The 18,798-nt window shown below is 70.3% G+C and carries 17 protein-coding genes and 2 riboswitches; of the genes, 8 read left to right on the plus strand and 9 right to left on the minus strand.

Annotation, left to right across the window (positions count from 1 at the left end; all coding sequences use genetic code 11):
- Position 1 precedes the first annotated feature (1 nt).
- The 6 genes from AJAP_RS13160 to bdeA are packed head-to-tail and all read right to left on the minus strand — an operon-like array spanning position 2 to position 5,577.
- Positions 2 to 1,309 carry an ABC transporter substrate-binding protein gene (locus AJAP_RS13160; protein WP_038511138.1) on the minus strand — a complete coding sequence of 436 codons (1,308 nt, stop codon included), beginning with the start codon at positions 1,307 to 1,309 and terminating at the stop codon, positions 2 to 4.
- A complete protein-coding gene (locus tag AJAP_RS13165; RefSeq protein ID WP_038511141.1) occupies positions 1,306 to 2,307 on the minus strand; it encodes a branched-chain amino acid ABC transporter permease in 1,002 nt (333 codons plus the stop codon). The genes AJAP_RS13160 and AJAP_RS13165 overlap by 4 nt, the downstream gene beginning before the upstream one ends.
- Position 2,308: 1 nt before the next feature.
- A complete protein-coding gene (locus AJAP_RS13170; RefSeq protein WP_038511144.1) occupies positions 2,309 to 3,187 on the minus strand; it encodes a branched-chain amino acid ABC transporter permease in 879 nt (292 codons plus the stop codon).
- Positions 3,188 to 3,198: 11 nt separating this feature from the next.
- Positions 3,199 to 3,903 (minus strand): ABC transporter ATP-binding protein, encoded by a 705-nt coding sequence (locus tag AJAP_RS13175; protein ID WP_038511147.1) that lies wholly within the window; start codon positions 3,901 to 3,903, stop codon positions 3,199 to 3,201.
- Positions 3,890 to 4,660, minus strand: coding sequence for an ABC transporter ATP-binding protein (locus AJAP_RS13180; protein WP_038511148.1), 771 nt, complete (start codon positions 4,658 to 4,660; stop codon positions 3,890 to 3,892). Before AJAP_RS13180 ends, AJAP_RS13175 begins: the two co-directional genes overlap by 14 nt.
- A 59-nt stretch (positions 4,661 to 4,719) precedes the next feature.
- Positions 4,720 to 5,577 (minus strand): bis(hydroxyethyl) terephthalate hydrolase, encoded by an 858-nt coding sequence (bdeA, locus tag AJAP_RS13185; RefSeq protein WP_037345357.1) that lies wholly within the window; start codon positions 5,575 to 5,577, stop codon positions 4,720 to 4,722.
- Between the two features lie 140 nt (positions 5,578 to 5,717).
- On the opposite strand from bdeA, the gene AJAP_RS13190 reads away from it, so the two are divergent.
- On the plus strand, positions 5,718 to 6,314 hold the full coding sequence (locus AJAP_RS13190; RefSeq protein ID WP_038511150.1) for a QsdR family transcriptional regulator: 597 nt from the start codon (positions 5,718 to 5,720) through the stop codon (positions 6,312 to 6,314).
- A 48-nt stretch (positions 6,315 to 6,362) separates the two neighbouring features.
- Positions 6,363 to 8,729 (plus strand): helix-turn-helix transcriptional regulator, encoded by a 2,367-nt coding sequence (locus tag AJAP_RS13195; protein ID WP_038511153.1) that lies wholly within the window; start codon positions 6,363 to 6,365, stop codon positions 8,727 to 8,729.
- A 123-nt stretch (positions 8,730 to 8,852) separates the two neighbouring features.
- Here the strand turns inward: AJAP_RS13195 and AJAP_RS13200 are convergent, their stop codons facing one another.
- Positions 8,853 to 9,860, minus strand: a complete 1,008-nt coding sequence (locus AJAP_RS13200; protein WP_038511156.1) for a prenyltransferase/squalene oxidase repeat-containing protein — start codon at positions 9,858 to 9,860, stop codon at positions 8,853 to 8,855.
- A gap of 32 nt (positions 9,861 to 9,892) precedes the next feature.
- Positions 9,893 to 10,041, minus strand: a riboswitch (cobalamin riboswitch).
- Positions 10,042 to 10,108: 67 nt separating this feature from the next.
- Positions 10,109 to 10,222: riboswitch (cobalamin riboswitch) on the plus strand.
- A 67-nt stretch (positions 10,223 to 10,289) separates the two neighbouring features.
- Here AJAP_RS13200 and AJAP_RS13205 point away from each other — a divergent pair.
- From AJAP_RS13205 to AJAP_RS13230, 6 genes are read left to right on the plus strand one after another with little or no spacing between them, the layout of a single operon-like run.
- Positions 10,290 to 12,725, plus strand: coding sequence for a hypothetical protein (locus AJAP_RS13205; protein WP_038511157.1), 2,436 nt, complete (start codon positions 10,290 to 10,292; stop codon positions 12,723 to 12,725).
- A gap of 4 nt (positions 12,726 to 12,729) precedes the next feature.
- A complete protein-coding gene (locus AJAP_RS13210) occupies positions 12,730 to 13,290 on the plus strand; it encodes a hypothetical protein (protein ID WP_038511159.1) in 561 nt (186 codons plus the stop codon).
- The gene (locus tag AJAP_RS13215) at positions 13,287 to 14,210 is read left to right on the plus strand and encodes a hypothetical protein (protein WP_051972435.1); all 924 of its coding nucleotides are present in this window, start codon (positions 13,287 to 13,289) and stop codon (positions 14,208 to 14,210) included. Before AJAP_RS13210 ends, AJAP_RS13215 begins: the two co-directional genes overlap by 4 nt.
- The gene (locus tag AJAP_RS13220; protein WP_038511161.1) at positions 14,210 to 15,322 is read left to right on the plus strand and encodes an energy-coupling factor transporter transmembrane component T; all 1,113 of its coding nucleotides are present in this window, start codon (positions 14,210 to 14,212) and stop codon (positions 15,320 to 15,322) included. The genes AJAP_RS13215 and AJAP_RS13220 overlap by 1 nt, the downstream gene beginning before the upstream one ends.
- On the plus strand, positions 15,319 to 16,914 hold the full coding sequence (locus AJAP_RS13225) for an ABC transporter ATP-binding protein (protein ID WP_038511164.1): 1,596 nt from the start codon (positions 15,319 to 15,321) through the stop codon (positions 16,912 to 16,914). The genes AJAP_RS13220 and AJAP_RS13225 overlap by 4 nt, the downstream gene beginning before the upstream one ends.
- Complete coding sequence (locus AJAP_RS13230; RefSeq protein WP_038511165.1) at positions 16,911 to 17,783, plus strand: ECF transporter S component; 873 nt, start codon at positions 16,911 to 16,913, stop codon at positions 17,781 to 17,783. Before AJAP_RS13225 ends, AJAP_RS13230 begins: the two co-directional genes overlap by 4 nt.
- On the opposite strand, the gene AJAP_RS13235 is transcribed toward AJAP_RS13230, so the two are convergent.
- Positions 17,713 to 18,072, minus strand: coding sequence for a hypothetical protein (locus AJAP_RS13235; protein WP_038511168.1), 360 nt, complete (start codon positions 18,070 to 18,072; stop codon positions 17,713 to 17,715). The two genes, AJAP_RS13230 and AJAP_RS13235, sit on opposite strands and share 71 nt — an antisense overlap.
- A gap of 26 nt (positions 18,073 to 18,098) precedes the next feature.
- The gene (locus tag AJAP_RS13240; protein ID WP_038511170.1) at positions 18,099 to 18,707 is read right to left on the minus strand and encodes an SRPBCC family protein; all 609 of its coding nucleotides are present in this window, start codon (positions 18,705 to 18,707) and stop codon (positions 18,099 to 18,101) included.
- Between the last annotated feature and the right edge of the window lie 91 nt (positions 18,708 to 18,798).

Genomic DNA, 18,798 nt, shown 5'->3' on the forward strand with positions numbered 1-18,798 from the left:
CTCAGCTACCGGCGATCCCGTCCGGCGGCGGCGCGTCGTTCGCCGCCGAGTCGTTCGCTTCGATGGGGGCGTCGCCGAGGTCGGTCACCAGTACCGGGGTCAGATCCTTGCCGACGCCTCCCTTGAGTTTGACCACCGACATTCCGGAAATGCCCAGGTGGTTGTCGCCGGTGTAGCGGAACGGCGCCAGGCCCGGTCCCTCGAACGCCTTTCCGGACTGCTGGAGCACCTCGACGATCCGTTCCCGCGTCAGGTCCTTTCCGGCCGCCTGCAACGCCTGGACGAACGTGTACGCCTGCGCCATGCCGTAGATGCGGTAGTTCGTCAGGTCGCCGCCCTTGCCGTGGGCCTTCCAGATGTTCTGCCACAGCTTCGTCCACGCGTTGTCCGGCGCGTCGACCCCGGGCAGGTATTCGGTGGTGACCACGCCGTCGATGAGCGACGCGCCGTTGGTCACCTTGCCCTCGGAGAACCGCGCGAGCAGGGAACCGACGAGCGCTGGATCGGAACCGACGTTGCTGTAGAACCACTTCGGCTTGAACCCGATCTTCAGCGAGGCCAGCTGCGAAAGCGCGGTGTACGACGGAACGGTGAAGCCCAGTACCAGATCCACGCCCGCGGCCTTGAGTTTCGCGATCTGCGGCGCGATGTCGGTGTTGCCCGGCGAGTACTTCGCGACTTCCACGATCTGCTGGCCGAGGTAGCGCCGCGCGCCCTTCTCGCCGTCGCGGCCGAAGTCGTCGTCCTGGAGGAACAGGCCGACCTTGGCGTTCGGCAGGTTCTTGCGCACCCAGTCGCCGATGATCTTGCCTTCGATCTCGTAGTCCGGCTGCCAGCCGAAGGTGAACGGCGCCTTCTTCGGGTCGTCGCCCCAGCGCAGCGAACCCGACGACACGAACAGGTCCGGAACCTTCGAGTTGTTCAGGAAGTCGACGACGGCGCTGTGCGTCGGCGTGCCGAGGCCGCCGACCATCGCGAAGATCTCTTCCTTGAGCACCAGTTCGTTGGTGACGGCGCTGGTCGTGGTCGGGTTGTAGCCGTCGTCCTTCACCACGAATTCGATCTTGCGGCCGTGGACGCCGCCGTTCGCGTTCACGTAGTCGTAGTACGCCTGATGTCCACTGGGGATCTCGCTGTAGCCCGGCGCGGCGACGCCCGTCAGCGGGAAATGCGCCCCGATCTTGATGGTCGTGTCGGTGACGCCGACCGTCGAGCCCTTCTGGTCGCCCTCGGGTCTGCCGCCCGCGCCGCAGGCGGCGGTGACCGTCACGGCCAGGAAGACGGCCACGGCCTTGGTCCAGCGTTTCATGAACTTCGCCTCCAGTGGATGAGTTTCCGCAGCCCGCCGGCGAGGCCCGCCGGTGCGAGCAGCACGATCAGGACGGTGACCAGGCCGTAGATCAACGGCGCCAGATGCGCGGCCTGCACGTCGGACAGCCCGAGATCCGTTCCCGCGCCGGTCACCAGCGGCGGCAGGAAGGTCAGCAGCGCGGCCCCGGCGAGCGCTCCGGTGAGGCTTCCGAGACCCCCGAGCACCACCGCGGACACCAGTAACAGCGAGAGCGTCAGCGCGAAACCGCTCGGCGCCGCCAGCCGCGCGGACAACGCCATGAGCGCCCCGGCCAGGCCCGCGCATCCCGCGCTGACCACGAACGCCCGCACCCTGGTGCGGCCGAGGTCGATCCCGGCCAGCTCGGCGGCGACGTCCTCGTCGCGGACCGCCCGCCAGTCGCGTCCGACGCGACCGCGCGACAGGTTCGCCAGCAGGACGAACACGGCGATCACCGCGAACCACGAAAGGTAAGCGAGGTAACGGATCGACGTGAGGTCCTGGCCGGTGACGAAGTACGCGGCGTCCGCCAGCCAGCCGGGGATCTCCGGCATCCGTACCGGCAAGCCCTGCTCGCCGCCGAGCGCTTCGCCGAAGAACAACGGGATCCCGGGGACGGCGACGGCCAGCGCGAGCGTCGCCCCGGCGAGATACGGTCCGTGCAGCCTGGCGGCGGCGACCCCCACGAGCGCCCCGACCGCGAGGGTGATCACCATCGCCAGGAGCAGGATCACCAGAAGTGGCAAGGCATCCGATTTCAGCAGGAGCGCCGTCGAGTAGGCGCCGACGGCCATCAGCGCGCCGTGTCCCAACGAGAGCTGCCCGTTGAGTCCGGTAAGGACGGTCAGCCCGCCCGCCGCGATCGCGAGATACGCCATCGTCGTGAACTGCGCGGTGAGGTACGGCCCGGAGTTCTCCAGCACGAGCACGACGACGACCAACGCGGCGAGCGCACTCAGCAGATGACGGCGCAGCACGTCAGACCCTCCGTTCGCGAACGCTCGTGAACAGGCCGCCGGGTTTCAGGAGCAGCACCGCCATGAGCAGCGCGAGTGCGGCGAGGGGCACCAGTTCCGCGCCGACGTAGCCGCTCACCAGGCTCAGCGACAGGCCGAGGACGACGCCGCCGACGACCGCGCCGACCGGGCTGTCCAGCCCGCCGAGCACCGCGGCGACGAAGCCGTACACCACCACACCGTCCATATAGGACGGATGGACGAGGCCGCCACCGGCGATCAGCAGACCCGACAGCGAACCGGCGAGCGCGGCCAGCGCCCAGCCGAGCGTGAGCATCCGCCCGACCCGCACGCCGAGCAGGCGGGCCACCTCGCGGTCGAAGGCCGCGGCCCGCATCCGCAGGCCCAGATCGGTACCGCGGAACAGCACCACGAGCCCGATCAGCACCACGCCGACGGCGGCGATGGTGAACACGCCGAACCCGGTCAGCGCGATCGTCGTGCCGCCGACCTGGAAACCGGTGAGCCCGAACGGTGCCGGGAACGACCGGTACCGCGAACCGAACACCAGCGCCGCCAGCGCCTGCAGCACGATGAACAGCCCCAGGGTCAGGATGACGGCGTTGACCTCGGGTTTCCCCGAAACGAACCGGATCACGAACCGTTCCACGAGCGCGCCGAGTACCAGGCCCGAAAGCAGGGCGACGGCGAAACCCGCCCAGTACGACCAGCCCGCGTCGATCAGGACGAGCGCGACGTAGGTGGTGATCATCGCCATCGGCGCCTGCGCGAAGTTCACGATCCGCGTCGCCCGCCAGATCAGCACGAGCGCCAGCGCGAACGCGGCGTAGACCACGCCCAGCGTCAGGCCGGTGAGCGCGGTGGTGAGCAGTTGCTGCACGAAGCTCCCTTTCAGAATCCGAGGTAGGCGTGCCGGAGCGCGTCGTCCGCGACGAGCGCGGCCGCGTCCCGCCGGACGACGACCCGCCCGAGGTTGAGCACGACGCCGTGATCGGCGATGGACAGCGCGCTGCGCGCGTTCTGCTCGACCAGCACGACGGCCAGGCCTTCGTCGTGGACGAGACCGCGCAGCAGCCCGAAGATCCGCGCCACGATCCTGGGTGCGAGCCCCAAGGACGGTTCGTCGAGCAGCAGCACCTTGGGCCGGGAGAGCAGCGCGCGGCCGATGACCAGCATCTGCCGCTCGCCGCCGGAAAGGACGTGCGCGAGGCCGTTCTTGCGGTCGGCGAGCACGGGGAAGAGGTCGTAGATCCGGCGCAGGTCGGCCGTCGTCACCCGGCCGCGGGCCCCGAGCGCGCCGAGCCGCAGGTTCTCCTCGACGGTCAGTTCGGCCAGTACGCCGCGGCCTTCGGGAACATGCGCGAGCCCCAGCGCGGGAAGGTCCTCTGTGGACACTCGGCTCAAGTCTCTGCCGCCGAGACGGACGTGGCCGTCAGAGGGGCGGACGAGGCCGGAGATGGTGCGCAGCAACGTGGTCTTGCCCGCCCCGTTCGCGCCGAGCACCGCGGTGATCTCGCCTTCGGCGGCCGAAAGGCTCACGGAATCGAGTGCGCGCACCGGGCCGTAGCTCGCCGAGAGTCGCTCAACGGTCAGCACCGGCCACCTCCTCGCCGAGGTAGGCCGCCTGGACCGCCGGATCGGCGCGGATCTCGTCCGGGGTGCCGCGGGCGATGACCCTGCCGAAGTCCAGCACCACGATCTCGTCGCAGACCCCCATCACCAGATCCATATGGTGCTCGACGAGCATCACCGACATGCGTTCGGTGAGACCGCGGACCAGCGTGCCGATCTCGTCGATCTCCGCCGACGACAGACCGCCCGCCGGTTCGTCGAGCAGCAGCAGGTCGGGTTCGCTGACCAGCGCTCGCGCCAAAGCGACCCTTTTCCTTACCGGGTAAGGAAGACTGGTGGGGTAGCGCTGGGCGACGTCGGCGATGCCGAAGTCCTCCAGCTGCGTCATCGCCCGCTCGGTCAGGGCCTTCTCGTCCTTCGTCAGCCCCAGCAGCGAAGACCAGAAGCCGGATTTCGCGTGCCTGCCCGCGCCCACGAGGACGTTCTCCAGCACGGTCATCCGGTCGAACAAGCCGAGTTCCTGCAGGCCACGCGCGATACCGAGGCCGGCGAGGTGATGCGGGCGCAGCCGCCGCAGTTCCGTGCCGCGCCAGGTCAGCCCGCCGGTGTCCGGCCGGACGAAACCGCAGGCGACGTTGAACAGCGTGGTCTTGCCGGCCCCGTTCGGGCCGATCGCCCCGAGCACCCGGCCCGGCGCGACGGTCAGGGAGACGTCCGACAACGCGACGAGACCACCGAAGGTCACCGATACGCCGGACATCTCGAAGGTCGACAGGGTCACGCAAGAACTCCCAACGGCGGAAGGGGGCCCCGGCGCGGGTGCGCCGGGGCCGAGGACACTCAGGCGTGCGGACACGTGTCCCGGTAGTCGCTGATCGCGCGGTCGTCCGGGGCGGGGCAGAGGAACTGCTCGTAGCGGGTGTCGTTGTCCACGAACCGCTTCAGCCACGAGATCGTGTACTTGGCCATGGTCGTGTTCGCCGTGTTCGGGAAGAAGTGACTGGCGTTGTCCAGCTCCATGTACGCCTTCTCCGCCGATGCGGGAATGCTGGTGTAGAACGGGATCGAGTGCGAGGCCACCGGCGCGACCGTGTCGGATTCGCCGCCGATGATGAACGTCGGCACCTTCAGCGAGGACCACGACTTCTGCGTGTTCCACGGCGCGAGCGGCACCGCCGCCTGCAGCGACGGCCGGTCCTGTGCCGCTTCGAGTGAACCGCCACCGCCCATCGAATGCCCGGCCACGGCGAGCCGGGAGGTGTCGATGCGGGAGCGGACCGTGCTGCGCTGGGTCAGGTAGTCGAGTGCGGCCAGCAGCTGGTCACCGCGGCTGTCGGGCTGGTCGTAGATGGTGTTGGTGTCGATCGTGAACACGACGAAGCCTTGCGACGCCAGCCGCGGGCCGATCCACGCGATACTCGACTGTGTCGCGGTGAATCCCGGCGAGATGGCGACCGCGCCGAACGTGCCCTGCGCGGTGCTGGTGGGGTAGTAGATGGTTCCGCCGCCGAAGCCGGTCACGGCCAGGCTCGACACGGAGGTCTGCGACACCGCGAAGGAGCCGCGCGAGGCTTCGATGCTGCTTTCGGTCGGGTCCGGTCCTCGTTCGTAGGGGTTCTCGGCGGCGTAGGCCGTGGGGGCGACAGTGAGTGCCGCGACGGTGGCCAGTCCACAAAGGATCCGGGTCGTACTACGCATGGTGCCGTCTCCGTTCGCCGTTGAACACAGTCCGTGGTGATGGACTCTGACAAACGGACGGAGGCGCCTGCATCGGTGAAATCGCCGGTCTTGGTCCGCGGTCGCCCCCGCCGGGCCGGGCGCCCGTACGATCGGCGATCGTGAATCCCTCAGCCGAGGACATAGTCCGCGCGGCGGCCCGGTGGATCGATCGCGGTGTCCGCGTCGACACCTCCGCCTTCGCCCAGGATCTGGGCATCTCGCGCAGCACCCTGTTCCGTCGCGTCGGAAACCGGGAAGACCTGCTCGGTGATGCCCTCTACTACCTGTCCGAGCGCACCCTGACGGCCGCCGCGCGCACCTGGGAGCGCGAAGAGGGCGACGTGGTGCGCAACGCGGCCGGCGAACTGCGCTGTCTCGCGATCATGCGGGAATACCGGTCGGTGCTGGCGGCGAGCGCGGGGTTCCGCCGCTTCCTCGACGACGAGCCGGTGCTGGCGATCAGGCTGCTCACCGACCCGGACGGCCGTGTCCAGCCGAGGGTGATCGCAGCGCATGTCGAGCTCCTGCGCCGCGACGTCGACGCAGGCGGCTTCGAGCCCAGCGTCGGGCTGGACAGCCTCTGCTACGCCATCGTGCGGCTGGGGGAGGCGTTCCTGTATTCGGACGTCCTCGCCTCCCGGACCCCCGATCTCGACGCGGCGTCCACGCTGCTCGGAGCGCTGGTGGAAGGACGGGTGCCGAGCAAGACCTTGTGAAACACTTGCGCCTGGTGTTTCATCGAGAGGGATCTCGAGGAGGCGCGGATGCCTGTGTACCCGTTGCGGGGCAGGGACGACCTCTTCTGCGGGCTGCGCTCGGCCGCCGGGCGCGCCGTGCTGATCCGCGGCACGGAGGGGCTGGGCAAGTCGGCCCTGCTCGCCGAGCTGCGCGCCACCCTCGGCGTCCGGCTCGTCGGGGTGCGGGGCCTGCGGGCGGAAAGCACGCTGCCGTACGGTGCCCTGCAGCGGATGTTCGGCGCGTCGGTCTCCAGCGGCGCGGAAGCGCGAGACCGGCTCGGCGCCGTCTCGGCTCCGACGATCTGCTGGGTCGACGACGCGCACTGGATCGACCAGGAATCCTTGGCGGCACTGGGTTTCGCCGCCCGGCGGTTGGCGGGCGCGCCGGTCGGGATGGTGCTCGCGTCGCGATCCGGATCGGACGAGTTCGACTCCGTCGAGCTGCCACCGTTGAGCGAATCCGCCGCCGATCAAGTGCTGCGCGACCACGGTGTGCCCGCCGGGGTACGCCCGCAGCTGGTCGAACTGGGCGACGGGAACCCCGCCGATCTGGTCGCACTGGCGGCGTCGCTTACGTCCGCGCAGGCGGCCGGACGGGAGCCGGTTTCGCCGATCCTGCGTGACCGGCTGCCTCGGTACACGGCCGAGCTCGACGCGATGCCGCTCGACGAGCGTCTGCGTTTTCTCGGCACCTGTATGGACTTTTCCGCGCGGAAGGCGACTTGGTACGCGGCGGCTTCACCGGCCGACCGGCGGGCGGCGCACGCGCGGCTGGCCTCGGTCGAGGAGGGGCCGGACGCGCTCTGGCATCGCGCGATGGCGACTGCCACGCCGTCCGAGCCACTCGCGGACGCGCTCGCCGCGGCACCCGCGATGGATCACGCGGCGGCGGCACGGCATCTCGAACGCGCCGCCGCGCTGACCGCCGATCCGGGATTGCGGGCGGCCCGGCTGCTGGCGGCGGCGGACGCGGCCTGGCAGGCGGGCAGACCGGGGTGGGCGCGGCTGCTGCTGTCCAGAGCCGACGCCGAACCGGGCGCGGTCGCGTTGCTGCACGGGGAGATCGAGCTGCGCGACGGCGATCCCGCCGTCGCCACCCACGAACTCGGCACGGCGGCGCGGCTGCTGCCCGATCCGGCCGCCGCGCTGCTGCTGGCGGGCGAGGCGCGGAGGCTCGGCGGCGACCTCGGTGGCTACCGGGCTTTGGCGCGGACGGTCCCGGCCGGAGAAGGGCTGGCCTTCGCGCATTTCCAGGGTTTGACGTCGGTTTACGCCGGTCGGCACGACGCCGCCGTCGTCCCGCTGGAGGAAGCCGTCGCCAAGGGGATGGCCGACACCGACGTCGCCGGAGCCGTCTGGGCCGCCGAAGCGGCCTTCGCCCGCGGGCACGCGGAACAGGCACATGAGTACGCGGCGGCCGCGGTGAGCCGCGCGCGGCTCGGCAAACGCCACGCCGAACTGCCGTGGGCGCTGATCTATCTTGCGCTTTCGGCCATCGCGCTCGACCGGATCCCGTGTGCGCGGGCGGCGTCCCGCGACGGCCTGCGCGCGCCCCACAACCTGCGGATGGAACACCTGACGTTGCTGGGGCTGGCCGCCGCGCTCCTCGGCGACCGTGCGCCGGAGCTGGACGAGGCGGCCGAGGGCATCGCCGAACGTGGGCTCGGCAGGCCCGCCGCCGTCGCCGCGTGGGCGTACGCCTGCCTGGACCTGGCCGAGGACCGGCCCGACGACGCGCTGAGCAGACTTGAAGATCTCGCTTCGGGCGTCTCCGGCGACCAGCCGGTGATCCGCGTGCTGGCCACACCGCAACTCGTCGAGGCGGCTGTCTGTGCCGGACGTCCCGAACGCGCCCGTGCCGCGCTGGAGGTGTTCGACCGCTGGACGCTGGCCGGGGCGGAACCCTGCTGGCTCGCGTTGAGCCACCGTTGTCACGCGCTGATGGCGTCGGATCCCGGTGTGGCGGAACGACATTTCCAGTCGGCCATCGAGGCGCACCGGCGGGCGGGCGGCGCGGTGGAACTCGCCAGGACCAGGTTCGCATACGCCACCTTGTTGCGGCGGCATCGCCGGACCCGTGACGCCCGCGACCAGTTCCGCGATGCCTTGCGCGGCTTCGAAAACGTCGGCGCGACCCGGTTCGCCGAACGGGCCCGAGCCGGGCTGCGGGCGGCGGGCGAGACCGTCGACGCTCCGCACCGATCGCTCGCCGGCCTCACGCCGCAGCAGGACGCCATCACCCGGCTGGTGGCGGCGGGGGAGACGAACAAGGAGATCGCGCGGCGGCTGGTGATCAGCCACCGGACGGTGGACCACCACCTGCGGAACATCTTCACCGCACTGGGGGTGCGGTCCCGCGTGGAACTCGCGCGCCGCGTCGCCACCGGCGAGTGACGCTGCCCGTGACTCACGTGCTCAGAGGCGTGACTCGCGTGATTGGAGGCGTAACACGTGAGTTCCGCCTTCAATCACGCGAGTTCGGTCTTCAATCACGCGAACTACGGGAACGGTCTCACCTCACGGGCAGGCGAGGACCGGGGCTTGCGGACGGCCACCGCCGTGCAGGTCGCTCAGCGGAACCCTGGCCAGACCGAGGATCGCCTGCGCGGTCGCGCGCGGGGCGGTCGTCGGGTTCGGACCGGTGGCGTCGTAGGCGATCGCGCCGCGGTCGGCCTCGGCGCCGGCGCAGCCGGTCTGCAGCGACCGCAGGAATTCCCGCGCCTTGACCGCGGCGGCGGGACGATGACCGGCCAGCGCTTCCGCGGCGAGGCCGGTGCTGTTGGCGTTGGGCGCGTTCGCGCCGACGCCGAAGCCGCCGTTCGCGTGCTGCTTCGTGACCAGCCACGACGTGCCCTCGCGGGCGTTCACCGGGTCACCGACGGCGCGCAAGGCCTGGACGACCGTCGCGGTCGCGTCGACGTCGCTCGTGCACGTCGCTTCGCCGAAGTTCTGCGGGAAACCGCCGTCCGCGCACTGGGTGCCCGCGAGGAACGTCACGGCCGACGCCGGGGCGCCGCCCGGGGTGCGGTCCAGCGCCAGGAGGGCGAGCGACTGCGAGAGGGCGTTGGAGTAGTCGCCGTACTCGGATCGGTCGGAGAACCGGCCGGACGGCGTGAGCAGCGAAAGCAGGCCCGCCTTCAAGTCGACGCCGCCGAACGACGCCAGGTCCTTGCCCCGGATCTGCGCGGCGAGCATCAGTTTGGCGTGCGCGCCCGCATAGGCCTCGGTGCCGCCCCCGACGTAGCCGGTGGTGACCTCCGGCTTCGCGAGCCAGGCGATCGCCTTGCCCGCGTTCGTGTCCGACACGCCGGCCGCGGCGAACGCGAAGATCGCGTCGATCGTCAGGCCCTGATCGGGGAACTTCTGGCCGCCGAAGTCGGCCTCGAACCGTTCGCCGTCGGTCATCTGCCTGGCGAGCCAGCCGGCGGCGGCGTCCGCCTTGTCGTGGGTGGCCGCGGCCGCCGCCGGAGCGGCGACCAGCCCGATGCCGCACAGCAGGGCGACAGCGAAAACCAAACGTCTCATGAGAACCCTTTCCCGCATTTCCACGACAGGAGTCGGTGACACCGTGCGATGTGGGTGACCGGGCTCGCCTGGAAGGCACACCGTTGCGGGACAGCGCCGGACTCTCACCGGACTTCCCCCACGACCGCGCCTGAAGACTCTCACCCCGGTCGGGTGCGGGATACCGCCGGGTGCCCATGTGATCCTCACGACCGACTGGCCGGTGGTACCTACCGGAGGTGAACAGGTGTTAACCTCGGCTGGCTCGACAACAGAACACCGCCGCCCGTGACGGGGAAGCCGGTCGAAATCCGGCGCTGTCGCGCAACCGTGGGCCCTTCGCAGGGCGAGCCGGGATACCGAACGGGCGGACGTACGAACCACTGTCGCGATAAACAGGGGTGACTGCGGCGTCCCGCGCTGTCCTCCGCCATGCCGCAAGGAGGAGTCATGCGCCGCGGGTACCTGGCCGCGTCGGCGTTCGCCGTCATCGTCACCATGATCGCCGCACCGCTCAGCGGGACGGCGACGGCGGCGAACGATCCCGGTGCGGCGAAGGTGAATTCCCGCTGGCTCGCGACGAAGCTGAAGCCGGACGGCACATTCGACAACCCCAGCGGCGGCTCACTGCCCGACCACGGCCTGATGCTCGACGCGCTCTTCGCGATGTACGCCGCGGGCGAAGGCGCGCGGGCCGAGCCGATCGTGAAGTTCCTCGACGACCAGGGTCACGCCACCGACTACTTCACCTGGGACGGGCTCGCCCCCGGCGCGGGATACGACAAGATCATCGTCGGCGGCGCCGTGGCGAAGACGATGGTCGCCGCCCAGGTGTCCGGCCGGAATCCGCGGGCCTTCGACGGCTACGACCTGGTCGCAGAGACCCATGCGGCCATCATGCGCAAGGGCCCCGACAAGGGCCGGGTCAGCGACTACTCCAAGGATCCCGCCCTCGCCGACGCGGTGAGCAACAACGCGAACATGTTCGGCCAGGCGCTCGGCGTGATCGGGCTCGCCGTGGTGGGAGAGAACGACCGGATCGCCATCGACAGGCTGCTGACCCAGCAGTGTTCCGAGGGCTACTTCCGCGTCCTCTTCTCCTACATCCCGACGAAGGAGACCGGCGACCACGTCACTCCGGACGGCCGCAAGGTCTCGACCTGCGACGAGGGTAAACCGCTCGGTCTTTCCCCGACCGACGGTGACGCCACCGGGCTCGCCCTCTCGGCGATGCTGGCCGCGAAGAAGGCGGGCGCGGCCGGTCTCGACGCCCCGATCGCCAAGACCGTCTCCTGGCTCAAGGCGAACCAGACGCCCGGCGGCGGCTGGGGTGGCGGCGTCGGCACCGAGGCGCCGAACACCAACAGCACCGGCCTGATCGTCCAAGCGCTCGTCGACGCAGGCGGCGCGAACGCGGCGGTGGACAAGGGCGTGCGGTTCCTCAAATCCGCGCAGGCGAACGCCGCGGCCGACTCCGGGAACAAGCTCGCGGGCGAACTCGGCGCGATCGCCTACGACCCGGCTTCCTACGAGGCGGCGCGTTCCTCCGGCATCAGCGGCCTCGACACCTGGATCCGCGCGAGTGCCCAGGCTTCGCTCGGGTTGTCGCAGGTCGGTTTCTACCCGCTTGCGAAGGGCGAAGTCCTGCCGCCGACCACCGGCGTCCCGGAAACCCCGGCTCCTGTGACGCAGCCGCACAAGCCCGCTCCTGAGCCCAAGAAATCCATCACGCCCAAGGCGTCCACCGGCGCCCGGGTGTCGACGGTCGCGGCGATCGCCGCTCCGGTCACCGCGACCCCGGCCGTCCGCCTCGGGGCCTACCTGACGAACCGGCTCGTCGGCGGCGACCACGTCGAGGTCACCGAGGACGGCAAGACCTACGTCGACTACGACGCCACCGCCGACGTGGTGCTGGCCTTGCGGGCGTTGGACCAGCAGCCGGACGCGGTCGCCCGCGCTTCGCGGTTCCTGCTGAAGCCCGAAGCCGTGCAGGCCTACGCGCACGGAGCGCCGTACGAACAGGGTCAGGCGTCGTACGCCGAACCGCTCGCGAAACTCGTGCTCGTCGCCGAATTCGCGAAGTCGGACGTCGCCGGTCCGTTGCGTGCCGATCTGGTGAAACTGCGCGGTACCGACGGGGAATTCACCGACACCGGATCGTTCGCCGACGCCGATCGGACGGTCGAGCGGCACGCTTGGGCGGTCCTCGCCACCGCCGCCGATCCCGGCCCCGCGGTCGAACTGCTCCTCTCCCGCCAATGCGCGGACGGGACCTTCCCGAAGCACCTCGACACCGCGGAATGCGGTTCCGGCGACCTCGCCGCGACGGCCGCCGCGGTCACCGCGCTCGTCGCCCGTCCGCACACGGATGCCGCGCCGCCGACCAGACGCCCGGACGGCTGGACCGAACGGCGCGTGTCGGCGTTCGTCTCCGCGGTGGACGCGCTCGGCGTCCGGCCCACCGGCGAGGGCTTGGTGACGGGAGAAGGCGGCGAGGTGGACATCGCGCTCAGCGCCACCGTCGCCGCCGCGCGGCAGACCGCCGGTCTCGACGCGAGCGGAACCGCGCGCTCGCTGGGCAAGCTCGTCCAGCAGGACGGCGGATTCGCCAAGGGAACCGGGGGAGAGACCGATTTCCCGACCAGTTCGGCCGCCGCACAAGGGGTCGCGGGCCGGTCTTGGCTCACCGCCGCGGATTCCCCGCTGTCACCCGCGATCCGGCTCCCGCTGACCGCCGGCACCGATACACCGGCGCTGGCCGCCGCCCAGTCCGACGACCGGCCGGGATGGCTGATCTGGGGACTCGCCGGGCTGGCCGTGCTGTTCCTCTCCACCGCGATCGCGCTCGTCTTCGTACTTCGTCGTTTCACCAAGAAAAGGGGGTAACACCATGAAGAGACTGCTCGCCGTCACGACCGTCCTCATCGGACTCATCGGGCTGTCCGCCGCACCCGCGAACGCGGTCGACACCACGAAGGGCTACGCCGGGATCTGCACCGGTGCCGACGCGCGCACCGGGGTCACGGTCGTGATCGACTTCCAGGAGCTGGCCGCCCCGACGATCACCCGCTGCTCGCCCAACGCCACGCCGGGCACCGCCCGCACGGGGATCAAGGCGTTGCAGGACGCGGGGATCGCGGTCGCCGGCACCGCGCGCTGGGGGCTCGCTTTCGTCTGCCGTCTGGAAGGGCGCCCGTCCGCGACGGAGACGCTCCCGCTGACGACCAACCCGAATTACAAGGAAGCGTGCGTCACCACCCCGCCCGCGGGCGCGTACTGGGGCTACTGGAACGCCGACGGTTCCGGTTCCACCTGGACCTACAGCAGCTCGGGTGCCCTCAACCGCAACGTCGTCCCGGGCGGTTTCGAGGGCTGGTCGTTCTCGCTGAACAAGTCCGCGACCACCAACCCGCCGCCCGGCGTCACGCCGAGGAACCCGGCCATCCCGTGAAAAGGGTCCTTCCCGTGGTGGCGGCGGTCTTCCTGATCGCCGCCACGGCGCCGTCCGCGCACGCGGTCGACCAGAGCAAGGGATATCCGGGGTTCTGCAAGGACGCCACCGGGGTCACCGTCGTCGTCGACTTCCAGCAGCTCGGCGGCACGACCATCGTGCGGTGCAATCCCCAGACCACCCGTGGCACCGGGCTGGACGCGCTCAAGGGCGCCGGTTTCCAGATCGCCGGAGTCCAGCGCTGGGGTGAGTCGTTCGTCTGCCGGGTCGAGAACCGCCCGTCCGCGGCTGAGGCCGTCCCCGTCGCGGGTCGCGGTGACTACCGTGAGCCTTGCGTCGACACGCCTCCGGCTCAGGCCTATTGGTCCTACTGGCACGCCTCGAACAACTGCGCCTGGGACTACAGCCAGTGGGGCGTCAAGAACCGTGACTTCATCCCCGGCGGTTTCGAAGGCTGGTCGTTCTCCTTGAACGCCACCACCCAGAGCAACCCGGTCCCGCGGGTCTCCGCCGTACGGCCCGGCACGGAGAGCCAGCCCTGTGTGCCGCGCGAGGAGGCCAAGCCGGTCACGGGTGACCCCGGCGAGCGCCAGCAGCGACCGCCGTCGGGGAACGGACAGCAGGCCGACGGCTCCCAGCCGACGACGGGTGCCGGAGAAGGTCCGGCCGCGGGTCCGAGTTCCGCCGCGCTGCCGCCGCCCAAACCGCGCCCGAGTGCTTCGGCACGGCCGAAGGCGCAGGATCCGTCGATGAACGTCGCGTTCACCGGCGGCGAGAACGCCGAGGACGTCAACGCGGTGATCGACCGCGAGTCCGGAGCGGGCGGCTGGGCGCCTTGGGCCGCGGGAGCCGTGGTACTCGCGCTGTGCGTGGCGGGATTCCTGATGGCACGCAGACGCAAACGCGCACAAGGAGTTTGATGACGTCCTACTTCCTGCCGCGCGATCTGCACCCGGCCGCGTGGTGGGTGTGGGCGCTCGGACTCGCCGTCGCGGCGACCCGCACGACGAACCCGTGGCTGCTGCTGACCATCGTGGCCGTCGCGGGGTACGTCGTCGTGGCCCGCCGCAGTGAGGCGCCGTGGGCGCTGGCGTTCCGGCTCTACCTGTACCTCGGCGCGTTCATCGTCGCGATCCGGGTGTTCTTCCGTGTCGTGTTCGGCGGCGGTGAGGGGGCCACGATCATCCTGCGGCTGCCCGAAATCCCGCTGCCGGAATGGGCGGCGGGCATCCGGCTCTTCGGCGACGTCTCCGCGGAATCGTTGCTGGGCGGGCTCTACGACGGGATGCGGCTGGCGACGATGGTGATCTGCCTCGGCGCGGCCAATGCGCTCGCGAACCCGAAACGGCTGCTCAAGGCGATGCCGCCGGCGCTGTACGAGGTGGGCACGGCGGTGATCGTCGCGCTGTCGGTGTTCCCGCAGCTCGCCGAGAGTGTGCTGCGGGTCCGGCGGGCACGCAGGCTGCGCGGCGGTTCGGGGAAGAGGAAGGTGAAGGCGCTGCACACCATCCTCATCCCGGTACTGGAGGACGCGCTTTCCCGCTCGCTGCAGCTCGCCGCGTCGATGGATTCACGCGGCTACGGCCGCGCGGGAACGGTCGAAGCGCGGGCCAGGCTGATCACGGGCACGTTGATGATCATCGGCCTGCTCGGCGTCTGCGTCGGTGTTTACGCCACTTTGGACGGTTCGACGCCCCGATACCTGGCCGCACCGGTGCTTTCCGCCGGAGTCGTGATCGGACTCGCCGGATTCCGGTCGGCGGGCAAACGCGTCCGGCGCACGCGTTACCGGCCGGATCGCTGGCAGCCGCCGGAGATCGTCGTCGCCCTCAGCGGGATCGCCGTCGCGGCCGTCCTGTTCACGACGTCGGAGGTGAACCCGATGAACATGAACCCGTCGCTGATCGGCCTGTCCTGGCCGTCGCTGTCGTGGGTGCCGTTGCTCGGGGTGCTGATCGGCGTGCTGCCCGCGTTCCTCACCCCGGCCCCCGAACCTCCTTACGCCGCACTGGAAGAAGAAGTGCACGCATGATCGAACTGGACCACGTTTCCTTCACCTATCACGGCCGCGCCGAACCGGTGCTGTCCGACGTGACGCTGTCCATCGGTGAAGGCGAACTCGTGCTGTTCGCGGGCCGGACCGGGGCGGGCAAGTCGACGCTGCTCGGCACGATCAACGGTCTCGTCCCGCATTTCACCGGCGGTCACCTCGAAGGCACGGTGTCCGTCGACGGCGTGACGACGCGGTCCCGGCCGCCGCGCGAGTTCGCGCATCTGGTCGGCGTCGTCGGCCAGGATCCGCTCGCGGGCTTCGTCACCGACACGGTGGAGGACGAACTCGCGTACGGCATGGAGCAACTCGGCCTGAGCCCGCAGGTGATGCGACGCCGGGTGGAGGAGACCCTCGACCTCCTCGGCATCGCGGAACTGCGCAGGCGCGCGTTGCGGACGCTGTCCGGCGGGCAGCAGCAGCGGGTGGCGATCGGCGCGGTGCTCACCACTCACCCCAAGGTGCTGGTACTGGACGAACCGACGTCGGCGCTGGACCCGACGGCGGCCGAGGAAGTGCTCGCGACGCTGGCCAGGTTGGTGGAGGACCTCGGCACGACGGTGCTGATGGCCGAGCACCGGATGGAACGCGTGATCCCGTTCGCGGACCGGATGATCCACGTACCGGGTACCGGGGAGGTGATCGACGGAACGCCACCGGAAGTGCTGAAGGACATGCCCATCGCGCCGCCGATCGTCCACTTGGGACGGTTGGCGGGCTGGGACCCGCTGCCGATGTCGGTCCGTGATGCCCGGCGGCGCGCTTCTTCGCTGACGTTGGGCGCTCCGCCCGCGCGAAACACGACCGTGGGCGAAGAACTGCTGGCCGCGTCCGGCGTCGTCGTGCGCTACGGGCCGAAGGTGGCGGTGCGGGAGGTCGATCTCGCCCTGCGCGCCGGCGAGGTGCTGGCGATGATGGGGCGCAACGGATCCGGCAAGTCGTCGCTGCTGTGGGCGGTGCAGGGTTCCGGCCCGCGGCAGGGCGGCAAGGTCACCGTCGAGGGCAAGGACCCGAAGACGCTGAGCAGTGCCGCGGCACGCGCCCTGGTCGGGATGGTGCCGCAGACCGCGAGCGATCTGCTGTACCTGCAGACCGTCGCCGCCGAATGCGAAGCCGCCGACGCGGAATCGGGTGCGGAGCCGGGGAAGTGCCGGGAACTGCTCGACAGGCTCGCTCCGGGCATCGATCCCGCGTCGCATCCCCGTGATCTCTCGGAGGGGCAGCGTCTCGCGCTCGTGCTCGCGGTCCAGTTGTCGGCCGCCCCGCGGATCATGCTGCTGGACGAACCGACCCGCGGCCTCGACTACACTGCGAAGGCGGCGCTGGCGCGGATGATCGCTTCGCTCACGGCGGAGGGCAAGGCGATCGTCGTGGCCACCCACGACGTCGAATTCGTCGCGACGATCGCGGACCGCGTGCTCGTGATGGCGGAAGGGGAGGTCGTCTCGGACGGCCCGACCGGTGAGGTGCTCGGCGGCTCCCCGGCGTTCGCCACGCAGATCGCGAAGATCCTCGGCGAGCCCTGGCTCACCGTCGACGAGGTCCGGTCCGCGCTTCCGCAGGAGGTCTCGTGACCGCGGCGGTCCGGCTCGGCCCCCGCTCGGCGACGGTGCTCGGGCTGGCGTCGCTGGCCGGACTGATGATGTTCGTCTGGCCGCTCCTTGTCCGTGTCGAGCCGCAATCGATGCAGCACGGCCCGGACGCGCCGTTCGTGTTCATCGGGATCCTGCCGATCCTGATCGTCATCGTGCTGGCCGAGATGTCCGAAGGGGGCATGGATTCCAAGGCCCTCGCGATGCTCGGCGTGCTCTCCGCGGTGAACGCCGCCCTGCGGCCACTCGGCGCGGGGACCGCGGGCATCGAGACCGTGTTCTTCCTGCTGGTGCTGGCCGGGCGGGTACTCGGCCCCGGCTTCGGTTTCGTGCTGGGCTGCACGTCGATGTTCGCTTCGGCGCTGCTGACCGCCGGGGTGGGGCCGTGGCTGCCGTTCCAGATGATGTGCTCGGCGTGGATCGGGATGGGCGCCGGGCTGCTGCCCCGCCGCGTCACCGGCAAGGCGGAGATCGCGATGCTGGTGACGTACGGGATCTTCGTCGCGTACGTCTTCGGATTCCTGATGAACCTGTGGTTCTGGCCGTTCATCACCGACGCCGAAGTGCCGTACCACGACGGGCACATCTCCTACGTGCCCGGCGCCCCGCTGCTGGAGAACCTGCACCGCTTCGCCGTGTTCACCCTGCTGACCTCGACGGCGGGCTGGGACACCGGCCGCGCGATCACCAACACGGTGGCGATCCTGGTGCTGGGGCCCGCCGTGCTCGCGACGTTGCGCCGGGCTTCGCGGAAGGCTTCCTACGGCGTGATCCCCTCGTTCACCGATGGGCCCGCTTCCGGCGCAGGACGTGGAAGGACACGGCGAACGCCACTCCCACGGCCACGATGATCGCGGCGAAGACGGGATGCATGTCTTTGGACAGGCTTTGCGCTCTTTCGGGGCCGATCGCCCACAGCGCCAGGGGAGTGGCGTAGGCCGAGGTGAGGGCGATCGCGCCCCAGCGGAGAGGTCTGAGCCGGGCGTCGCGCAAAGTGCCGATCAGCACGAGCGCGACCGGGACGATCGCGAGCATCGCGAACTGGCCGACGACCATGATCGGTACGGCCCAGGCCGAGACGATGACGGCACGCGGGGCGCGGCGGACGGTGGTTTCGCGGTCGAGCGTCTGGGTGGACATCGGTTCCTCCGAGGTGTGTGGTGCGGTCAGCAGTGGGATTCGGCGGTGGCCTTGAGGTCCTTCAGCCAGGCTTCGAGGCCCCAGCCGAGGAATTTGGTGGCGGTGGGCACATCGGCCTCGACCTGAGCACCGGACCAGTTCTCCTCGGTGCGGACGAGTACCCCGCCCTTGACCTCGGTGAAGTTCCAGACGTGGATCCCGTTGTCGATGCCGAGGCCCTCGCCGGCCGCGGGCCCGCTCCAGCGGAGGCATTTGCCGCGCTGGATCTGGTGGACGGTCGAGGTGATCGACAGCGTGGTGGCCGGGGTCGTGGCCGTGGCCGGCGCCGGGGTGGTCCAGTGGAACCGGGAGTTCTTCCGCAGCGGGCCGTGATCCAGGCGTTCGCTGCTCAGTACCGGCTCCTGCCAGGACGGCCAGCGTTCGACGTCGGTCTGCAGACGCCAGATCTTGCTCAGTGGTGCCTTGATCAGGGCCTCGGTCCGGTAGTGGATCGGGGCCTTCGTGTCGATGGTCTTGCCTTGGCACGAAAGCGGGGTGGGGGAGGCGGTGGTGGCGTGGGCGGGGGCCACGGCACCGCCCAGCAGGCCGATCGCCAGCGGGAGGGCGAGTGCGGCGGTGCGATAGAGCGACTTCATCAGGACTCCTTGTTAGCGGCGATTGCGATAGTTAGAAGCTATAACCACAACGACGTGAGTGTCAATAGGGAAAGTGATAACCTCTAACTGA

This window comes from Amycolatopsis japonica (genome assembly GCF_000732925.1).
In the GTDB taxonomy this organism is placed as follows: Bacteria; Actinomycetota; Actinomycetes; order Mycobacteriales; family Pseudonocardiaceae; genus Amycolatopsis; species Amycolatopsis japonica.

Coding starts and splice junctions, on each gene's coding strand:
- AJAP_RS13200 (WP_038511156.1), bottom strand. CDS start 9,860: ATGAGACGTTTGGTTTTCGCTGTCGCCCTGCTGTGCGGCATCGGGCTG.
- bdeA (WP_037345357.1), bottom strand. CDS start 5,577: ATGCGTAGTACGACCCGGATCCTTTGTGGACTGGCCACCGTCGCGGCA.
- AJAP_RS13210 (WP_038511159.1), top strand. CDS start 12,730: ATGAAGAGACTGCTCGCCGTCACGACCGTCCTCATCGGACTCATCGGG.
- AJAP_RS13195 (WP_038511153.1), top strand. CDS start 6,363: ATGCCTGTGTACCCGTTGCGGGGCAGGGACGACCTCTTCTGCGGGCTG.
- AJAP_RS13160 (WP_038511138.1), bottom strand. CDS start 1,309: ATGAAACGCTGGACCAAGGCCGTGGCCGTCTTCCTGGCCGTGACGGTC.
- AJAP_RS13240 (WP_038511170.1), bottom strand. CDS start 18,707: ATGAAGTCGCTCTATCGCACCGCCGCACTCGCCCTCCCGCTGGCGATC.
- AJAP_RS13225 (WP_038511164.1), top strand. CDS start 15,319: ATGATCGAACTGGACCACGTTTCCTTCACCTATCACGGCCGCGCCGAA.
- AJAP_RS13220 (WP_038511161.1), top strand. CDS start 14,210: ATGACGTCCTACTTCCTGCCGCGCGATCTGCACCCGGCCGCGTGGTGG.
- AJAP_RS13205 (WP_038511157.1), top strand. CDS start 10,290: ATGCGCCGCGGGTACCTGGCCGCGTCGGCGTTCGCCGTCATCGTCACC.
- AJAP_RS13235 (WP_038511168.1), bottom strand. CDS start 18,072: ATGTCCACCCAGACGCTCGACCGCGAAACCACCGTCCGCCGCGCCCCG.